This is a genomic window from Mycobacterium sp., from assembly GCF_051006775.1.
GTDB lineage: Bacteria > Actinomycetota > Actinomycetes > Mycobacteriales > Mycobacteriaceae > Mycobacterium.
Genome location: NZ_JBPCSX010000095.1, coordinates 1 through 17041, shown reverse-complemented (window position 1 = coordinate 17041; position 17041 = coordinate 1). Strand labels below are relative to the sequence as shown.

Genomic DNA, 17041 nt, shown 5'->3' with positions numbered 1-17041 from the left:
CTACCGGGGTGACCGATGCGCTGCTGGCCGCCGCCACCACGACGAAGCCGGACAGCGTCTGATCGGTGTTCACGCCGCTGTGTGGCCGGGCGGCGCGGTTGCGGGAAATTCTGCTCCCCTTGCCGGGCCTCTCAGGCCCGGTCCAGGCGGGGAAGTATCACTCGGGCGTTGGTCCGCTCGATCGCTTCCCGGGCGGTGGCATCAAGGCCGGCGAAGTCGTCGAGGCCGGCGTCGTTGAGCTTGGTTCCTTCCACGGTGGAGTAGGGGAAGTCGGAGCCGTAAATGACGTGCCCGGGCTTGGCGAAGGCCAGCAGGCTCGGTAGCGAGGCCGCGGTGGACGACGACGCGGTGTCGAAGTAGAAGCTGGCGAAGTCCTCGAGATTGTCGGCTATGGCCCTGCCGTTCTCGGTGGAGGCCACCATCGCCAGACGGTAGGACACGTAGGGGACGAATCCGCCGGCATGGCTCAGGATGAACTTGATGTTCGGATACTGGCGTCGAATTCCGTTGCGCACCAGCAGATAAGCGGCCCGGACGCTGTCCAGGAGAAAGTCCGCGACAAACGGCGATATTGAAGCCAACCGAGGACCCGGCAGGTCGTTGGGGTGGATGAACACCACTGCCGCGCGCTGATCGAGGCATGCGAACAGATCCTCCTGGCCGGGCTCGCCCAGGTAGGTGCCGGCGCTGTTGTAGATTCCGGCACTGTTGGCCAGCAGTACCACCCCATCGGCATGCAGGTCATCGAGTGCGCGCTCGGCCTCGGCGATCGACTCGGTGATGTGCGGGGTCGGGATGGTGGCGAAAAATCCGCAGCGCTGCGGATTGGAGGCAACCAGTGCGGTGGAGTAGTCGTTGATGTCGCGTGCCAGGGCAGCGGCATCAGCAGGGTTCGGCAGGAACGAAACCCCCGGGGTGGACACCGACATGATGGCGGTGGCGATGTCAAGTTGGTCCATCGCCTCGAACATGAGTTCTTCACTCCAGTCCGGTTCCGGATGGCCTCCTGAATCTTGAATCCCCGCCGACGCTAACGCGGTCAGGTAATCCGGCGGGAAGATGTGATGGTGGGTGTCGATACGCGGCACAGTGTGGCTCCTTTGCCCGAACTCGCAAGTTACGGTGACGCCACGCTAGCAACACGGCAGCACGGTCGGCGGTGGAGCGATCCGGCCCGACCGGGCAGTGTGGTCGAGGTCGCCTGCCGCCTGGGCCGGGAATTCGCCGGCTGAACACAAGCGCACTCACTAGGCTGCTGACGATGACGACACGATGGTCGGTAACTCGACTCGGCAATCTCAACGGCAAACGCGTCATCGTCACCGGTGCAACTAACGGGGTGGGGTTGGCGACAGCCCGGTCCCTGGCCCGCGCGGGCGCCGAGGTGATCCTGGCGGTGCGCGATACCGAACTCGGGGCTCGCCGCGCCGCCGAGATGGGCGGCGCCACCGCCGTGGTCAAACTCGACCTCGCGGATCAGGCCTCGGTGCGGGCGTTTCCGGCGCTGTTCGACGGTGACGTCGACATCCTGATCAACAATGCCGGTGCGGTCACCCAGAGCCGAACCGAAACCCCTGATGGCTTTGAGACCACGCTGGGCACGAACTTCCTCGGTCCGTTCGCGTTGACCAATCTGCTGTTTCCCCGGGTGCGTTCGAAGATCATCAACGTCGGCTCCGACGCCCACAAGATGGCCACCTTCGCATTCGACGATCCGCACCTGCGCACCCGTAAGTGGTCGGCGCTGCCGGCCTACGGACGGTCCAAGCTGGCCGTGATGCTCTGGGGTCTCGAACTGGACCGTCGGCTGCGGGCTGCGGGCTGCGCCGTGAGCACCTACCTGACCCATCCGGGCTGGGTGGCATCGAACCTGTCGAACGTTTCGGACAAGCCGGTGATGGCGGCCTTCCACAAGGTGGTCAGCACGGCCGCCACCGTCCTCGCCAACGATATCGACGCCGGTGCCGCGCCAACCCTCTACTGCATCACCGAACCGATCCCGCCGGGAAGCTACGTCGGCATCGACAGCAAGCGGGGGCTCAAGGGCCCGCCGACGCTGAGTGGCCGGGCTGCGGCCGCCTGTGACTACTCCGATGCCGCGCGCCTGTGGGAGTTCGCCGAGCAGGAAACCGGCACCACACTCCCGCTCTAGGCCGCTCAGTTCTCCCCGGCGGCCACCAGCGAACTCAACCGCACAGCGGGGTTGTCCTGCTGGAAACCCTGCAGCCGCCATTTCGTGGTGAACAGGGCGAGCATGACTCCGTCGGACCGGGTGAGAACTTCCACCGACACCTGCTTGTCCACGAATGGTGCGTCCTCCGGGTCCACCGCGCGGGCGACGGTGTAGGGCAGAGACTCCAGCGAGATCGGTGCGTTGAACTCCGTCGCCATCCGATGCGTGGCGACTTCGAACTGCATCGGCCCGACAGCGGCGAAGACCGGAGCCTGATCGCCGCGCTTGTCCGAGCGCAGCACCTGCACGACACCTTCCTGATCCAGCTGTTCGATGCCCTTGCGAAACTGCTTGTGCTTACTGGGATCGGTACCCCGAGCGACCGCGAAATGCTCGGGCGAGAAGCTCGGTATCGGCGGGAAGTGAACGGGGACATCGCGAAACAGGGTGTCGCCCGGACGCAGTGCATTCGCGTTGGCCAGGCCGATCACATCTCCCGGCCAGGCGCTGTCCAGCGTGGAGCGCTGTTGGCCGAACACCGACTGCGCGTACTTGGTGACGAACGGCTTACCGCTGGAGGCATGAGTGAGAACGTCGCCGCGCTCGAAGGTCCCCGAGCAGACCCGCGCGTAGGCGATGCGATCGCGGTGGGCGGAGTCCATACCGGCCTGGACTTTGAACACGAAGGCGCTGAACGGGGAATCGACCGGACGCAGATTGCCCTCAGCGTCACACTGTCCGCTCGGCGGCGGCGCGAGCCGAACCAGGTTGTCCAGCAGTTGATTCACGCCGAAGTTCAACGCCGCCGAGGTGAACAGCACCGGTGTGGTCTCGCCACCCAGGAACGCATCCTGGTCGTGGTCACTTCCATCGGCGGAGAGCAGTTCGCATTCTTCGACCGCATTGACCCAGTCGATCCCGGCGGCTTCTTCCGCCCGATCCGGAGGAATGTGTTCCTCGGGTGCCGCGGTGGCACCTCCGGCGGTACGGGTGAACCGGATGAAGTTGCCGGTGCGCCGATCCAGTACGCCCTTGAAGTCTCCGGCGATGCCGACCGGCCATGTCAGCGGAGTGGGTCGCAGCCCGATGCGCTCCTGGATCTCGTCGAGCAATGACAGGGCGTCCCGGCCGGGACGGTCCCACTTGTTGATCACGGTGAGGATGGGGATGCCGCGATGCCGGCACACCTGAAAGAGCTTGAGGGTCTGCGGCTCCAGGCCTTTCGCAGCGTCGATCAGCATGACCGCGCAATCGACAGCGCTGAGCACGCGGTAGGTGTCTTCGGAGAAGTCGGCGTGGCCCGGGGTGTCGAGCAGGTTGATCACGCAGTCCTGCCCGTCGGGGGAGGTGTAGGGGAACTGCAGTGCGGTGGAGGTGATCGAGATACCTCTGGCCTGTTCCATCTCCATCCAGTCCGACACCGTGGCGCGCCGGCCGGCCTTGCCGTGGATGGCACCCGCCTCGGTGATCACCCTGGCGTGCAGGACGAGGGCCTCTGTCAGTGTCGACTTACCGGCGTCGGGGTGGCTGATGACGGCGAAGGTCCGCCGGCGGCGTGTTTCGGCCGCCAGACGGTTTGCCGCGGCGGTGGTGGTCGGCCGCACTTCAAGGTCGTGGTCCATCACCAGTGATGCTAGCCGGGGCGGAGGTCACCCTCTGAACAGGCGAATAGTCCACCCACGGGTGCTAATGTCTTGCCCTCGTGTCCTCGCGAACGGTCGGCAGCCACGTCCTGGCTGATATCAGCGGATCCACCTCGCCGCTACTCGACGACAGCGTCGGCCTCGAGGCGCTTCTCGTTCGCGCGGCCGAGGCGGTGGGTGCCACCGTGCTCTCCCGTCACCATCACGCGTTCAAACCGCAGGGCGCGACCGCCGTCGTCGTGCTCGCGGAGTCGCATGTGTCGATCCACACCTGGCCGGAGTGGGGTGGTGCGACGCTGGACGCGTACACCTGTGGTGCCGCCGATCCGGAGCGGCTCATCGACCTGGTGATCGAAGGCCTCGCGCCGACCAACGTCCGGCGCGCCACGGTGCCGCGGGTGGTTCCCGGCGGCCCCGACGAACCCGCTTTCCGGTTCGCGGAGTTCATCACCCCGTCCGACCGCTACGAGCATGACATCGCCGAGGTGTACATCAGTGGGTCGAGCGAGTACCAGGACTACCTGATCGGACGCTCCGACACCTGGGGCCGGATGCTCGTCCTCGACGGCGTTGTGCAGAGCACCGATGCCGACGAGTTCATCTACCACGAGGGCATCGTTCACCCGGCGTGCTACGCCGCTGCTGCGGGCGCACCGGTCCGCGATGCGCTGATCCTCGGCGGCGGTGAGGGCGCGTGCCTGCGCGAGGCGCTGCGCTGGCGGTCCATGGAGCACGTGACGATGGTCGATATCGACGCCGATGTCGTCGCGGCCTGCCGTGAGCATCTGCCACTGCACCATCAGGGCGCCTTCGACGACCCGCGGGTGCGGTTGGTGTATCAGGACGCGGTCGCGTTTCTGCGCGCGGTTCCGGACGCGAGCGTCGACGTCGTCGTCTCCGATATGACCGACCCGGTCGAGGACGGCCCGTCGACCTTTTGCTTCACCGTCGAGTTCTTCACCGAGATCGCCCGCGTGCTGCGTCCGCATGGCGTGCTCGCCGTACAGGCCGGGCCCGCGTCGCCGATCGAGGTGACACTGCACGCGAAGGTCATCCGCACGCTGAGCGCGGTGTTCCCATCGGTGATTCCGTACGCTGTCGACGCCCCCTGCTACGGCCGGGATCTCGGCTTCGTCATCGCCTCAAAGCAGGATCTCATCAGCCGGCTCGGGGTCGACACGATAGCGCGCCACACCGGCGAAATCTCCGGTCAGCACCGTTGGCTCACCCCGGAACTTCTGCGCGGCAAGCTCAGCGTGCCGCCGTACCTGGCGGCCGCGATCGACGCCAGAACCGACGTCTATCGCGATAGCGCCCCGCCGGCGACGATGGGTGCTGCCGGCTGGGAGGCCTGAGTTCATTTCCGGCCGGCACGCCAGCTGCGGTATCCGCGGTGGGCGGCGAATGCGCCGATGATCGCGGTCACACACCAGACGGCTACCGCCGCGTACGCCAACGGTGATCTGAAGTTGGAGATCGACGCGCCCAGCGCGGTGTAGACGAATGCCCGCGGTGCTGATCCGATGAACGCCCCAATGGCCATCTGCCACAACGGTAAGCCGAAGGCGCCGAAGACATATGAGGCCAGCGCATCGGAGATGCCGGGAACGAATCGTTGGCCGACGACCGCCCACAGCCCGCGACGCTGGATCTGTGCGTCGATGCGGCCAGCCCATTCCGCGCCAACCAGAGCACGCGCACTTTCCCGACCGGCACGTCTGCCGACGTAGGCGGCGATTGTCGCCGTCAACGCCGCCGAACACAAGGTGACCGCGGTTCCGAGCACGGGTCCGAACAGCAGTCCGCTACCGGCGGCAAGAAGCGGACCGGGAACGAAGATCGACGCCAGGATCGCCGAGATCGGGACATAGAGCAGCGGCGCCGCCGGTCCGGATTTGGCGACCACAGCGCGGACGGCCTCGATATCGACGACGTGCCGGACGACGACGAGATAGAACACGATCGCCAGGAAGGCGGCGAACACAACCAACCGCAGGATGTGCGACCGCCGGCTGCCGGCCGGGGAGTCCGCGATATCGGTCACTGAATCGGCTCAGCGGAAGCGGATGTCCGCCGTCGCGAGGCCGAAGATCTTGCGGCCCTCGGACTTTGCGGCCACCAGGACCACGCCGGAGCGGGTCTCGGGATCCAGCGATTTGATCCGGCCGCTGAACTCGATGTCCGCGCCCCCTCCGGACGGCACGATCGCGGGCGCGGACAGCCGCACCGCGTAGCGCGTGACTGCACCGGGATCACCTGACCAAGCCGAGACGAATCCGGCGCCCAGACCCATGGTCAACATGCCGTGCGCGATCACATCCGGCAGGCCCGCCAGCTTGGCGATCTCCTCGTCCCAGTGGATTGGGTTGGCGTCACCGGCGACGCCGGCGTAGTTCACCAGATCGCCGCGCGAGAGCCGGGTGTGGTGCACCGGCAATTCGTCGCCGACCTTCACGTCGTCGAAGTTCGGCGTGCCGGGTGTGCGGGTCGCACCGCCCTGCGCGATCCGGACCTCACCCTCGGGGCGCACCGTCTTCTCGTAGCTGCCTTCTCCGACGGCCATGATGTCCATGTCGTGCATCATCATTTTTTGCACGGCCGCCTTGACCGCAGGATTGATGTCATCGGAGGTGACGCCGACAACTGTGGTGTGCAGGGTGTGCACCCGCTCACCGGCGGCGTCGGTGAAGGTATTGGTCACCGTGATCAGATCCCGGCCGGCGATCTTGCGCACCGATGTCAGTTCAACGTCGATATGCAGTTCGTCCCCGGCGACGATCGGACGGTGCGCCTCGAAGACCTCCTCGGTCTGAACATAGGTGTCGTAACCGACGACGACGGATTCGAACATCTCGCGGTTACAGGACATGCCGGGGGTCGAGGTGAAGGTCAGCGGCGTCACCAGACCTGAGTAACCCAGTGCCGCGGCGCCGTCGACATCCCAGTGCGCGGGGTGGTAATCCTGCACGGCGCGGGCATATTCGCGCACCTTCTCCCGGCCCACCAGGTAGGTGCCGTCCATCTGGTAGTAGTGGCCGACCCGGGCCTCGAGATCCGGTGCGCCTGATGCTGCGGTCATGGATTCCCAACTGTTATTCGCGTCGGCCAATCTCGGGCATCGCCCTTACAGCGATGGGGTGACGAGAAGTGAACACCGTGAGGATAGTCGCGTACCTGTTTGTCACCGATTCGGGCCTGCACCGGGTCGCTGGGCGCCGTCAGGTATCCGTCACCGCCGCCGAATCGTTGAAAACCCCCTGACAAGGTAAGATCGGTTGCGATGTAACTGGTTTCCGTGAGATGCGCGGATCCCAAGGCGCGGCCCGGGCGTTGGCCCACTGCCCGAAGCAGGATGAGGAATCTATGTCGCGCCAGCTAACTGACCCTGAATTGCTCAAGGAACTCGAGCCGACAGCCGAGGAATATCTCAACAGGCATCTGGCGGCTTCGGTTGAATGGCACCCGCACGATTTCGTGCCGTGGGACGACGGCCGGAATTTCGCGGCGATGGGTGGCGACGACTGGTCCCCTGAGCAGTCGCAGCTGAGCGAGGTCGCCAAAGCGGCGATGATCACCAATCTGCTGACCGAGGACAACCTGCCCTCCTATCACCATCAGGCGGCCGAATACTTCTCCCGCGACGGCGCCTGGGGTACCTGGGTCGGCCGCTGGACCGCTGAGGAGGCGCGGCACAGCATTGTGCTGCGCGACTACCTCGTGGTCACCCGCGCGGTCGATCCCGTCGAACTGGAACGTGCCCGGATGGCACACATGACCTACGGCTTCGCGGCCACCCCGGAAGAGGAAGCCCGGCATAAGACCGACTTCCTGCTGTCGCTCGCATATGTCTCCTTCCAGGAACTCGCGACTCGAGTGAGCCACCGCAACACCGGCAAGGCCTGTAACGAGGATGTCGCCGAGCGGATGCTTCAACGCGTGGCGGCTGACGAGAACCTGCACATGATCTTCTACCGCGACGTGTGCGGTGCGGCATTGGACGTCGCGCCGGATCAGACCCTGGAAGCTCTCGCGTGCGTGGTGGAGAACTTTCGGATGCCCGGTCAGGGCATGCCCAACTTCCGGCGCAACGGCGTGATGATGGCCAAGCACGGCATCTACGACCCGCGCCAGCACCGCGATGAGGTCGTGTTGCCGAATCTGCGCAAGTGGCAGATCTTCGAACGCACCGACTTCACCTCGACCGGCGAGCAGCGTCGTGAACAACTGGCGGAATACCTCGTCACCCTTGATACGCAGGTGACGAAATTCGAGGAGCAACGCGACCGCATGCTGGCCCGGGAAGCCCAGAAGGCGCTGGTCTTGCAGTAGGCGGCTGTTCGCGCGGTAACGCCGGGGGTGGGCTTGTGCGACGATGCCAGCAGAGGAGGATCGCCGAACCCATGAATCACCATCACCGCATCGGCGCCGTGGCGCTGGTGGGCGCCACGATCGTCGGTGCCGCGCTGGCCTGGGCCGCTCCGGTGCCGGCTGATCCGGCAGACCCGGTGGCGCCGGTCACGACCTCCCCGGTGCCTCCGCCTCCCGGACCCATGACGCCCAACCAGCAGGTGCTGCCGGCCGGTGACCCGGCCGCTCCGCCCCCCGATCCCGCTGTCATGCAACCGCGCGTGCCGCCGGTCCAGAACCAGACCTACGGATCGGGCAAGTACGGCGGCGGCATCATGGGAACCCTCAAGGATCTGTGGGACCAGGCCAGGAACCCCATGATGACGGCCGACGGCCTGATGGCACCGGAGGGGCAGCCCACGCCACCGCCGGGGGCGGGTCCGGCGCCGGCCCTGCCGCCTGGATACGTCTCCACGAATGCGCCGGGTTCGGAAACCGCGTCGACGGTCCCCGCGGGCGGCCCGGCAACCGGGCGACCGGCCCTGCCGCCCGGGTACTACTCCGTCAACGGACCACCCCCGCCGGGATATCAGTACGGCACTCCGGGCGTGCCGGTGACCACCGTCCCGGTCGCGCCGCCCGCGCCGTGAAAAAGCCGCTACTGGCATTACTGGTCGCCGCCACAGTGGCGCTTGGTGTGCTGTTCGTCGTCATCCGGACCAGCCTCGGTCCTCAACACTCCCAGCCGTCTGCGACCCAGCACCTCCTCGTGACGATCGGCGATCAGAGTTTCACCCTGGTCAACGGGGTCGCGACGAAGCCATCCGCGCCCGGGTCGGCGGCCACCGAAACCGTCCGCATTGTGGGCGAGCCGGTCAGCGGCGACGCCACCGGCGATGGCACCGACGATGTGGCCCTGCTGCTCGCCGATGATCCCGCGGGTAGCGGAACCTTCTATTACGCGGTGCTCGCCGTCAACGACGGCGGCTCCTGGCACGCGACCAACGCCCTGCCGCTCGGTGATCGCATCGCACCGGAGAAAATCGAGGTCGTCGACGGCCGGTTCGTCTACCGATTCCTGGAACGGCACCCCGGCGATCCGATGGCGACCACCCCGACAGTGCCCAACAGCGTTCCGATCCGATTCGATGCGGTTTCCGGGCGGATCTCCGCCTGGGGGTGAGGGACTTTCGCCATTGATTGGCGCTTGACGGCGCGCCGCATTATTTTCTGGGAGTGTTTTCCTCCGCTGTCACCGCGCTCGCCCGATGGGTCACCCCGCTTCTCTCCGCCGCGACGGTTGTCGGCCTCAGCCTGACGTCCGCCCCCGCACCGGCCATTCGCCTGGTCGATGAGTCCAACCCGCTGGCCGGGAAGCCGTTCTACGTCGATCCCATCTCTAATGCCATGCGTGCTGCGAAGAGCACTCCGGTACTCGCCGCGATCGCCAACACCCCCGCTGCCTACTGGCTCGACGAAGCATTCCCCTCAGGTAAAGCGAACAGCACTGTCGCCCGGATCGCCGGTGCTGCGCAGGCCGCCGGCAGCATGCCGGTGTTCGCGCTCTACGCGATCCCGCACCGGGACTGCGGCAGCTTCGCGGCCGGTGGCTTCGCCTCGGCCGCCGGTTATCAGCAGTGGATCGACGCCATCGCGACGGGCCTGGGCCCGATGCCGGCCACCTTCATCCTGGAACCTGATGCGCTCGATATGGCCGACTGCCTCTCCCCCGACCAGCGACAGGAGCGCTTCGGCCTGATGCGCTACGCCGTCGATGCGCTCACGGCCAATCCGGCCGCCGTGGTGTACATCGATGGCGGGCACTCGCGGTGGCTGCCCGCCGAGGAGATCGCCAACCGGCTCAACCAGGTGGGTGTCAGCAAGGCCCGCGGATTCAGTCTGAACACCTCGAACTTCTACACCACCGCTGAGCAGATCGGTTATGGCGAAGCCGTTTCCGCGCTCACCAACGGCGCGCACTACGTGATCGACACCGGGCGCAACGGAGCGGGGCCGGCTCCGGAGAGTCCGCTGAACTGGTGCAACCCGAGTGGCCGCGCGTTGGGCACAGCGCCCACCACCAACACCGCGGGCGCACACGCCGACGCCTACCTGTGGGTCAAACGTCCCGGCGAGTCCGACGGCTCATGCGATCGCGGCGAACCCCACGCGGGCAGTTTCGTCAACAGCTACGCCATCGAACTGGTCAACAACGCGACTCGGTAACCTCACCGGGATTCGTTGGCCTGCCGGGGAATTCAGGCTTCGAGTTCGGAAATCAACTCCCGGACGCGGGCGGCGATATCGTCACGGATGCGCCGCACCACCTCGATCGGTTGTCCCGCCGGATCGTCGAGCTTCCAATCCCGGTAGGACACCCCGGGGAAATACGGGCAGGTATCACCACAGCCCATGGTGATGACGACATCACTGGTCTCGACGGCCTCGCCGGTGAGGATCTTCGGAGTCGCCGAGGTGATATCGATGCCGAGCTCATTCATCGCCTGAACCGCCGCGGGATTGATCTGGTCGGCGGGTTGCGTTCCGGCAGAGCGCACCTCGATGCGATCACCGGCCAGATGCGCCAGCAGTCCGGCAGCCATCTGCGACCGCCCCGCGTTGTGCACGCAGACGAACAGCACACTCGGCGTCATGGGAAGAACCTTCGCAGGGCCAGTGAGACGTACACCAGACCGACCAGAACCGGCACTTCTATCAGCGGGCCCACCACCCCGGCCAGGGCCTGGCCGGATGTCGCTCCGTAGGTGGCGATCGCGACGGCGATGGCGAGTTCGAAGTTATTGCCCGCGGAGGTGAAGGCCAGCGTGGTGGTCCGCGGATAGCCCAGTTTCAGCGCCGCACCCAGTAGGTAGCCACTGGTCCACATGATCGCGAAATACACCAGCAGGGGCAGCGCGATACGCACCACGTCCAGTGGCCGGGACGTGATCTGATCACCCTGCAGTGCGAACAGGATCACGATGGTGAACAGCAGTCCGTACAGTGCCCACGGGCCGATCCTCGGCAGGAACGTCTGTTCGTACCACTGTCGGCCGCGGGCCTTTTCGCCGTAGCGGCGGGTCAGGTAGCCGGCCACCAGTGGGATACCGAGAAAAATCAGCACAGACTTCGCGATCTGCCATGTTGAGGTGCTGATTTCGGTCTGGTTCATACCCAGCCAGCCGGGCAGCACCGATAGGTAGAACCAACCCAGTACCGCGAAGATCAGGACCTGGATCACCGAGTTGATCGCGACCAGAACGGCGGCCGCTTCACGGTCGCCGCGGGCCAGGTCATTCCAGATGATCACCATCGCGATACATGGAGCGAGTCCGACGATGATGATGCCGGTGCGGTAGGCGGGCAGGTCCGGGAGGAACACCCATGCCAGCGTGAACATCAGCGCCGGTCCGATGACCCAGACCAGGAACAGCGCGGCCAGCAGCAGCTTTCGGTCGCGGGTGACGGTGTCGAGGCGGTCGTAGCGCACCTTCGCCAGCACCGGGTACATCATCACCAGCAGGCCCAGGGCGATGGGCAGTGAAACCCCATCGATCTCCACCGCGCCGATCGCAGAACCCAGGCCCGGGATCAACCGGCCCAGTAGCAGACCGAGTGCCATCGCGGCGCCGATCCACACCGGCAACAACCGATCAAGAGTGGAAAGCCTTGCCGCGACGTGTGTTTCAGGCGGGGAGGTGGGGGTCATCCGCAGCAGCCACCCTGGCCGGCGCCGACCGCCTCGATTCCGATATCGCCGGATGTGGTCCCAAAAAAAGTCTCAGCGTCGGCAAGCACGGTGTAGATCTCCCACCGTTCTCCGCCGGGACCGGTGACCCACACCTTGTCCTGGGTGGCGAAACAACACGTCGCCCCGATCTCCTCCTCGGTGAACAAACCCTCGTCGGTCAGCCGGGCGATCTCGGAGTGCACCGTCTCGCTGGACTCCACCTCCACGCCGAGGTGGTTGAGGGTGCCGCCCCGGCCGGGGTTCTCCAGCAGCACGAGCTTCAGCGCCGGCTCGGTGATTGCAAAGTTGGCATAGCCGGGCTTGACCTTCGCGGGCTCGGCGCCGAACAGTTTCGAATAGAACGCGATCGCGGCGTCGAGGTCGTCGACGTTGAGTGCGAGCTGCACGCGGGACATGGGACTCCTCCTGAACCGTTGGACATATGTCGAAGTACCGACGGCCCCAGCATGCCGACCTTTTTGATATATGTCAATATCTCTGGCACAGTGGTCCCATGCCCAAAACATTGCCGGTCATCGACACCACCGCACCGGTGTGCTGCGCCCCGGTGGCATCCGGTCCGATGAACGATGACGACGCCCTGCACATCGCACTCCGTCTCAAGGCGCTCGCCGACCCGGTTCGCGTCAAGATCGTGTCGTACCTGTTCAGTTCGGCCGCCGGTGAACAGGGGTCCGGCGAACTCGCCTCGGTCCTCAATCTGACCGAGTCGACGGTCAGTCACCATCTGACCCAACTGCGCAAGGCCGGCCTGGTGCTCTCCGAGCGCCGCGGCATGAACGTCTTCCACCGGATCCGCCCGGAGGCACTGCAGGCGCTCTGCGCCGCCCTTGACCCCAACTGCTGCAGCTGAAACCACCGCGTAAGCCCGCGACCATGTCGTAATTTCAGGTCGATACCCCTGAGAGGAGCGCCATGGGTGCCGCACGGTACGTCGGTCGGGTCGGAGCATTGGCTGTGGCCCTCGGAATAGGTGCGGCACTGGCGGCGAGCCAGAGCGCGTCCGCAGACACCGGGGAAGCCCCATCGGGGGTGACCGCACCTGGTAAGCCCCGCCCCGCGAGCGCGAAGCCGTCGTCGTCGCCGCGACCCGCAGCGAAGCCATCGCGAAGCCAGCCGGGAATCGCATCTGTGGCAGCGGTGTCGCGGCGCCCCACCACCGCCTCTGCCGTTCCGCCACGCCGGAAGGCCGATGCCGTCGGCGCTCTGGACATCCTGGGTGCATTGCGCCGGGAGTTCTTCAACTCCTCGCCGACCATCACCCCGGTGATCTACGGCCAAACCACCAGCGCGACCGGACAGGCGGTGGTGACCGGAAACCTCGGCGCGGCCGACGCCGACGGAGACACCCTGCGCTACACCTATATCGGCACACCGCAGAACGGCGGCGCACTCGACGTCGATCAGAGCACCGGAGACTTCACCTACGTCGCGCCCTCGGAAATGAACGCTCTCGGCGGCTTCGATCAGTTCAACATCGTCGTCAGCGATCAGACCCCGGGGCAGTTCCCGACCTTCCACGGCATCGTCGATCTCCTTTCCTATGTTCCGGTACTCGGCCCACAACTCGTGAATAACCTGCAACTATTCGGACTTGCGACGCCCTACACCGGTTCCGTTCCGGCGCGGGTGGCGATCACGGTCACACCCACGGAGCCTGCGCCGTTGATCACCGGTGACCCTCGGGCGCTGTCCGCGAGTCCCATTGCAGCCCAGGATGGTTGGCAGCGCTACGTCATCACCCCGCAGGACTGCTCGCAGGGACAGCCCTGCCGCATCTCACCGGTCAGCCTCTACTACACGAACGACGGCGTCACGGTCGGCGACAATGGCGAGATCACCCTGAACTACGCCATCGGTGGACAGGCACCGATGGTGATCCTCGATTACGGCCAGGATGTCGGCGGCTACACCCGTTTCAGCTATTACGGGGCGACGCCGAACCTGCTCCAGGCCTCCTACAGCGAGTCATCGAACAACCTGAGTGCCATCGGCGACGGTGCGTTCAGTTCGGCGCTGTTGGCGAACTCCGGCGATCCGCTCACCTTCCAGATGATCCCGGTGATCGGCAACGGGTCGTTTCAGGGCAGCCAGTTGCAGGGCGGCTTCCGCTACCAGCGGATCGTACTGAACCTTCCCGGCACCATCACGCTGACCAACATCGTCACCGAACTGACCGCTCCGCTGCGCTCGCCGGAGGAGTACGCCGGTAACTTCCTGTCTAATGCCGATCAGATCAACCGGATCTGGTACGCCGGGGCCTACACGGTGAATCTGGACGAGATCCCAGCCGGCACACCGGGATTCGCCGGACCGTATCCGCTGTCCATCCTGGGCGAGGCAGCCAAACGCGACCGGGCTGTCTGGGCCGGCGACCTGCTCGTCGCGGGGACGACCGCGCACGACGTCCTCGGCGCGGCCGGCGACACCCTGATCCGCAACGGCCTCCAGATCATCAGCGACAATCCGGTCAAGGCGTTTGTCCTGGAGTTCCTCAGCCTTCCCTTCGCCGTCCCGACGACTCTGTCCGATCCGGGCCCGGCAGCGGGTGTGTGCAGTGGCGTGTCCAGCGGCGGTTGCGAATTCTGGGGCGCGAGTTACTCGATGGCGCTGTCGCAGAATATGGGCAACTACTACAAGATCACCGGCGACACCGAGTTCGTCCGTGAAAACTGGGCGGCGGTTCAGCGCGCGATGACCTACGGCAACTCTCTGATCAACCCGACGACGGGTCTGGTCGATGTGCCGGCGATGGCCAGCCTGGACTGGAGCGTGGTCGGCAGGGCCGTGGGACAAGTGGCCTCCACCAACATGATTCAGTACAACAGCCTTACCAGTGCGGCAGTCCTTGCCGAGGCCATCGGCGACACCGCCTCAGCCGTGCAGTACACCGCACAAGCCGCAGCGCTGAAGGCGGCGATCAACGCCAATCTCTGGAACCCCGACATCGGGGCTTACGACGCCGCCACGGACCGTCGTGGTTTTGTCGTGCAGGACGCGAACTCCTGGGCGGTGCTGTACGGAGTCGCCGACGCCGACCAGTCGGAACAGATCGTGGCGACCCTGTCGGATTCGCTCAGTACTGCATACGGACTGCGCGCCGCCGAAGAGGGCATCAGTGGGTATCCGCAGATAGTCTCTCCATTTATCGGCAGCTTCACGTTGCCCGCCAATTACCTTGCTGGACGGCCGGATCTGGCTATGCAGCAGATGCTGGCCACCTGGGGCTACATGGCCGATAGCAGCCCCGGCACCACCTGGGAGCGGATCAACCTTCCGGGCGGCGACCTGTCGGCCAGCCAACTGCGGTATCTGTTCGGCGACTCGGCGTCACACGCCTGGAGTACCGGCGCGACTTCGGCGCTGTCCGATTACGTTGTCGGCATCCAGCCCACCTCGGTTGCGTATCAGACCTGGCAGGTCAAGCCTTTCCCGGAGGGTCTCGCCTGGGCGCAGGGTCAGACGCCCAGCGCGCAGGGCGATATTCGATCGCGATGGCAGCTGGGGGACAACGTCTTCCGGATGACCGTCGAGGCTCCCGTCGGCACCTCGGGAACCGTCGCTGTCCCCACCCTGGGATCGGCCCGCGTCATTTTCTCCGATGGCGTCGAAGTGTGGGACGGCGCATCGGCCGTCAACGGTGCGATTGCATCGCTCACCGCGGACGGTTATGTCGCGTTCAGCGCGGTGACCGGGTCACACACCTGGGCCTGGTAGGCGCCCGGCGCTCAGTCCTGGATCTGAACGACGGTGCGCACCGCCAGATTCGGCAGGATCATGTCGGTGAGAATCCGCTGGTGTTCAGGATCGTCGCGATAGGCCACGAAACTCTGCCGGTCCTCGAAGTTGGCGACCACCGCGAAGTCATAGGCACCAGGGGTGAACCCCGTATCGGGCCCGCACCGGTAACTGACCACACCGTCGAAACCTGAGACGAGGGTGCGTAAGGCCATCGCGATACCGCCCGAGTCGAAACCGTCGTCGCGCCATTTGAACGTCACGACGTGGGTGAAGACCATCGACAGGTCAGCGACGACGACCCGGGGCCCCGAGCCACGGGATGTGCGGCATGTTCGCCGGCGGCGCCACGGTTCCAGGCCGGGCCTTGATCGACACGCTGCCGTTGGTCTGGCAGACGGTCTGGAAGTCCGAACTCTGGCAGTTCGGCCGGGCATCGGCTACCGGCATCGCGATGCCGGCCACGACCAGCGCACTCGCCATCACCAGTACGGAGGTCCTGCGATGTGCCATGTGCTGCTTTACCTTTCCGGTGGAAATCCGCGTGCTCATCACGGGCAGTCCGAGATCACGATGGGGCTGTCGGCGGCAATGGGGGTGCCGTTGGCGGCCGCTTTGGCGATTGCGTCGATACGGGCCGCCTCCACTGTGACGCCGGCGCCGCCGGCCACTACATCGGTGTCATCGTCAGCGACGGACGCGATGCAGAGATTTTCGTTGGTCACCTCGTCGGCGGTGCACTCCGAGCCGCCGGCGGCCTGGCATGCCGCGATCACGCTTGCGGCTGCTTGATCATTGGTGGGGGCACTTGCGAGGAAACCCACCAACTCGTCGTCGAAGACGCCGGTGCCGACGGCCTCGGAGATATCGGTGTCCTCGACAGCGCCGCCCGGGCCGCCTGCCCAGGCTGTCGTGATCGAAACCCCTGCGGTGATGACGCCCGCAGCCACGATCACCGAAACCAAACGTTTGTTGGCCATACCGGTCCTCTCCCGAGATGAACTTTGAGTGAACCTAGCATCTCTGCCCGCGGGGGGTCGCGGTCTACTGCGGCACCCTGATGCTCTTGGGCGCGCTGCAGGTCAGTGTTTTCATCGCGTCCAGAGCCTTGGGTGCGGTCGAGGTGGAGAACTACGCATCGGCGGTGTCGGCGGTCGGCAGGTCTCCCGACCGCAGAGTGTCGAGTGACTTCGGGATCACGCAGCCGGCGATCCGGGACTGTTCACCGTGCGTTCTTGCTATGTTTCCCAGGCGGTAACCGCGGCCTTCGGAGTGGTGTCGCCGGGTGAGGGGGTGACTGATGCAGGTCGGGCTGATCGTCGCCATCGGCTTTGCGCTCGCATTCGCCCTGACCAACGGCTTCCACGACGCGTCCAATGCGATCGCCAC

General features: G+C 65.7%; 17 protein-coding genes and 1 pseudogene. 8 read left to right on the top strand and 10 right to left on the bottom strand.

The genetic code is table 11. From position 1 onward, the window contains the following. Positions 1 to 131: 131 nt before the first annotated feature. Positions 132 to 1088 (bottom strand): amidohydrolase family protein, encoded by a 957-nt coding sequence (locus ACR2JI_RS06960; protein WP_526389351.1) that lies wholly within the window; start codon positions 1086 to 1088, stop codon positions 132 to 134. 173 nt (positions 1089 to 1261) lie between these two features. Between ACR2JI_RS06960 and ACR2JI_RS06955 the strand changes: the two genes are divergently transcribed. After that, on the top strand, positions 1262 to 2152 hold the full coding sequence (locus tag ACR2JI_RS06955) for an SDR family NAD(P)-dependent oxidoreductase (protein ID WP_526389350.1): 891 nt from the start codon (positions 1262 to 1264) through the stop codon (positions 2150 to 2152). Positions 2153 to 2157: 5 nt separating this feature from the next. On the opposite strand, the gene ACR2JI_RS06950 is transcribed toward ACR2JI_RS06955, so the two are convergent. Then, a complete protein-coding gene (locus ACR2JI_RS06950) occupies positions 2158 to 3795 on the bottom strand; it encodes a peptide chain release factor 3 (protein WP_526389349.1) in 1638 nt (545 codons plus the stop codon). A gap of 80 nt (positions 3796 to 3875) precedes the next feature. Between ACR2JI_RS06950 and speD the strand changes: the two genes are divergently transcribed. Beyond that, positions 3876 to 5171 carry an adenosylmethionine decarboxylase gene (gene speD, locus ACR2JI_RS06945; RefSeq protein WP_526389348.1) on the top strand — a complete coding sequence of 432 codons (1296 nt, stop codon included), beginning with the start codon at positions 3876 to 3878 and terminating at the stop codon, positions 5169 to 5171. Between the two features lie 2 nt (positions 5172 to 5173). On the opposite strand, the gene ACR2JI_RS06940 is transcribed toward speD, so the two are convergent. After that, a complete protein-coding gene (locus ACR2JI_RS06940; RefSeq protein WP_526389347.1) occupies positions 5174 to 5860 on the bottom strand; it encodes a TVP38/TMEM64 family protein in 687 nt (228 codons plus the stop codon). A gap of 9 nt (positions 5861 to 5869) precedes the next feature. After that, a complete protein-coding gene (locus ACR2JI_RS06935) occupies positions 5870 to 6895 on the bottom strand; it encodes a fused (3R)-hydroxyacyl-ACP dehydratase subunits HadA/HadB (RefSeq protein ID WP_526389346.1) in 1026 nt (341 codons plus the stop codon). Positions 6896 to 7179: 284 nt separating this feature from the next. Here ACR2JI_RS06935 and ACR2JI_RS06930 point away from each other — a divergent pair, with 284 nt between their 5' ends. From ACR2JI_RS06930 to ACR2JI_RS06915, 4 genes are all read left to right on the top strand, one after another. Then, positions 7180 to 8145: an acyl-ACP desaturase gene (locus tag ACR2JI_RS06930; RefSeq protein ID WP_526389345.1), complete on the top strand. Its 966-nt coding sequence runs from the start codon at positions 7180 to 7182 to the stop codon at positions 8143 to 8145. 71 nt (positions 8146 to 8216) lie between these two features. Next, complete coding sequence (locus ACR2JI_RS06925; protein WP_526389344.1) at positions 8217 to 8813, top strand: hypothetical protein; 597 nt, start codon at positions 8217 to 8219, stop codon at positions 8811 to 8813. Then, the gene (locus ACR2JI_RS06920) at positions 8810 to 9346 is read left to right on the top strand and encodes a hypothetical protein (protein WP_526389343.1); all 537 of its coding nucleotides are present in this window, start codon (positions 8810 to 8812) and stop codon (positions 9344 to 9346) included. The genes ACR2JI_RS06925 and ACR2JI_RS06920 overlap by 4 nt, the downstream gene beginning before the upstream one ends. A 17-nt stretch (positions 9347 to 9363) precedes the next feature. Then, positions 9364 to 10389, top strand: coding sequence for a glycoside hydrolase family 6 protein (locus tag ACR2JI_RS06915; protein WP_526389342.1), 1026 nt, complete (start codon positions 9364 to 9366; stop codon positions 10387 to 10389). A gap of 32 nt (positions 10390 to 10421) precedes the next feature. Here the strand turns inward: ACR2JI_RS06915 and arsB are convergent. After that, positions 10422 to 11872, bottom strand: a pseudogene (arsB, locus tag ACR2JI_RS06910) (ACR3 family arsenite efflux transporter). Further along, entirely contained in the window at positions 11869 to 12309 is a 441-nt protein-coding gene (locus ACR2JI_RS06905; RefSeq protein ID WP_526389341.1) for an ArsI/CadI family heavy metal resistance metalloenzyme, read from the bottom strand. Before ACR2JI_RS06905 ends, arsB begins: the two are co-directional and overlap by 4 nt. A gap of 98 nt (positions 12310 to 12407) precedes the next feature. Here ACR2JI_RS06905 and ACR2JI_RS06900 point away from each other — a divergent pair, with 98 nt between their 5' ends. Continuing rightward, positions 12408 to 12767 (top strand): Rv2640c family ArsR-like transcriptional regulator, encoded by a 360-nt coding sequence (locus ACR2JI_RS06900; RefSeq protein WP_526389340.1) that lies wholly within the window; start codon positions 12408 to 12410, stop codon positions 12765 to 12767. Between the two features lie 278 nt (positions 12768 to 13045). Further along, the gene (locus ACR2JI_RS06895; protein WP_526389339.1) at positions 13046 to 15631 is read left to right on the top strand and encodes an alpha-L-rhamnosidase C-terminal domain-containing protein; all 2586 of its coding nucleotides are present in this window, start codon (positions 13046 to 13048) and stop codon (positions 15629 to 15631) included. Between the two features lie 11 nt (positions 15632 to 15642). Here the strand turns inward: ACR2JI_RS06895 and ACR2JI_RS06890 are convergent, their stop codons facing one another. The 4 genes from ACR2JI_RS06890 to ACR2JI_RS06875 all read right to left on the bottom strand — a co-directional run. Next, positions 15643 to 15915, bottom strand: a complete 273-nt coding sequence (locus ACR2JI_RS06890; RefSeq protein WP_526389338.1) for a Dabb family protein — start codon at positions 15913 to 15915, stop codon at positions 15643 to 15645. A gap of 25 nt (positions 15916 to 15940) precedes the next feature. Beyond that, complete coding sequence (locus ACR2JI_RS06885; RefSeq protein ID WP_526389337.1) at positions 15941 to 16165, bottom strand: hypothetical protein; 225 nt, start codon at positions 16163 to 16165, stop codon at positions 15941 to 15943. 38 nt (positions 16166 to 16203) lie between these two features. Continuing rightward, positions 16204 to 16632 carry a DUF4189 domain-containing protein gene (locus ACR2JI_RS06880; RefSeq protein ID WP_526389336.1) on the bottom strand — a complete coding sequence of 143 codons (429 nt, stop codon included), beginning with the start codon at positions 16630 to 16632 and terminating at the stop codon, positions 16204 to 16206. Between the two features lie 151 nt (positions 16633 to 16783). Next, on the bottom strand, positions 16784 to 17041 hold a 258-nt coding region (locus tag ACR2JI_RS06875), incomplete at its 5' end, for a hypothetical protein (RefSeq protein ID WP_526389335.1).

Coding starts and splice junctions, on each gene's coding strand:
- ACR2JI_RS06905 (WP_526389341.1), bottom strand. CDS start 12,309: ATGTCCCGCGTGCAGCTCGCACTCAACGTCGACGACCTCGACGCCGCG.
- ACR2JI_RS06955 (WP_526389350.1), top strand. CDS start 1,262: ATGACGACACGATGGTCGGTAACTCGACTCGGCAATCTCAACGGCAAA.
- ACR2JI_RS06950 (WP_526389349.1), bottom strand. CDS start 3,795: ATGGACCACGACCTTGAAGTGCGGCCGACCACCACCGCCGCGGCAAAC.
- ACR2JI_RS06900 (WP_526389340.1), top strand. CDS start 12,408: ATGCCCAAAACATTGCCGGTCATCGACACCACCGCACCGGTGTGCTGC.
- ACR2JI_RS06880 (WP_526389336.1), bottom strand. CDS start 16,632: ATGGCCAACAAACGTTTGGTTTCGGTGATCGTGGCTGCGGGCGTCATC.
- ACR2JI_RS06925 (WP_526389344.1), top strand. CDS start 8,217: ATGAATCACCATCACCGCATCGGCGCCGTGGCGCTGGTGGGCGCCACG.
- ACR2JI_RS06935 (WP_526389346.1), bottom strand. CDS start 6,895: ATGACCGCAGCATCAGGCGCACCGGATCTCGAGGCCCGGGTCGGCCAC.
- ACR2JI_RS06885 (WP_526389337.1), bottom strand. CDS start 16,165: ATGGCACATCGCAGGACCTCCGTACTGGTGATGGCGAGTGCGCTGGTC.
- ACR2JI_RS06930 (WP_526389345.1), top strand. CDS start 7,180: ATGTCGCGCCAGCTAACTGACCCTGAATTGCTCAAGGAACTCGAGCCG.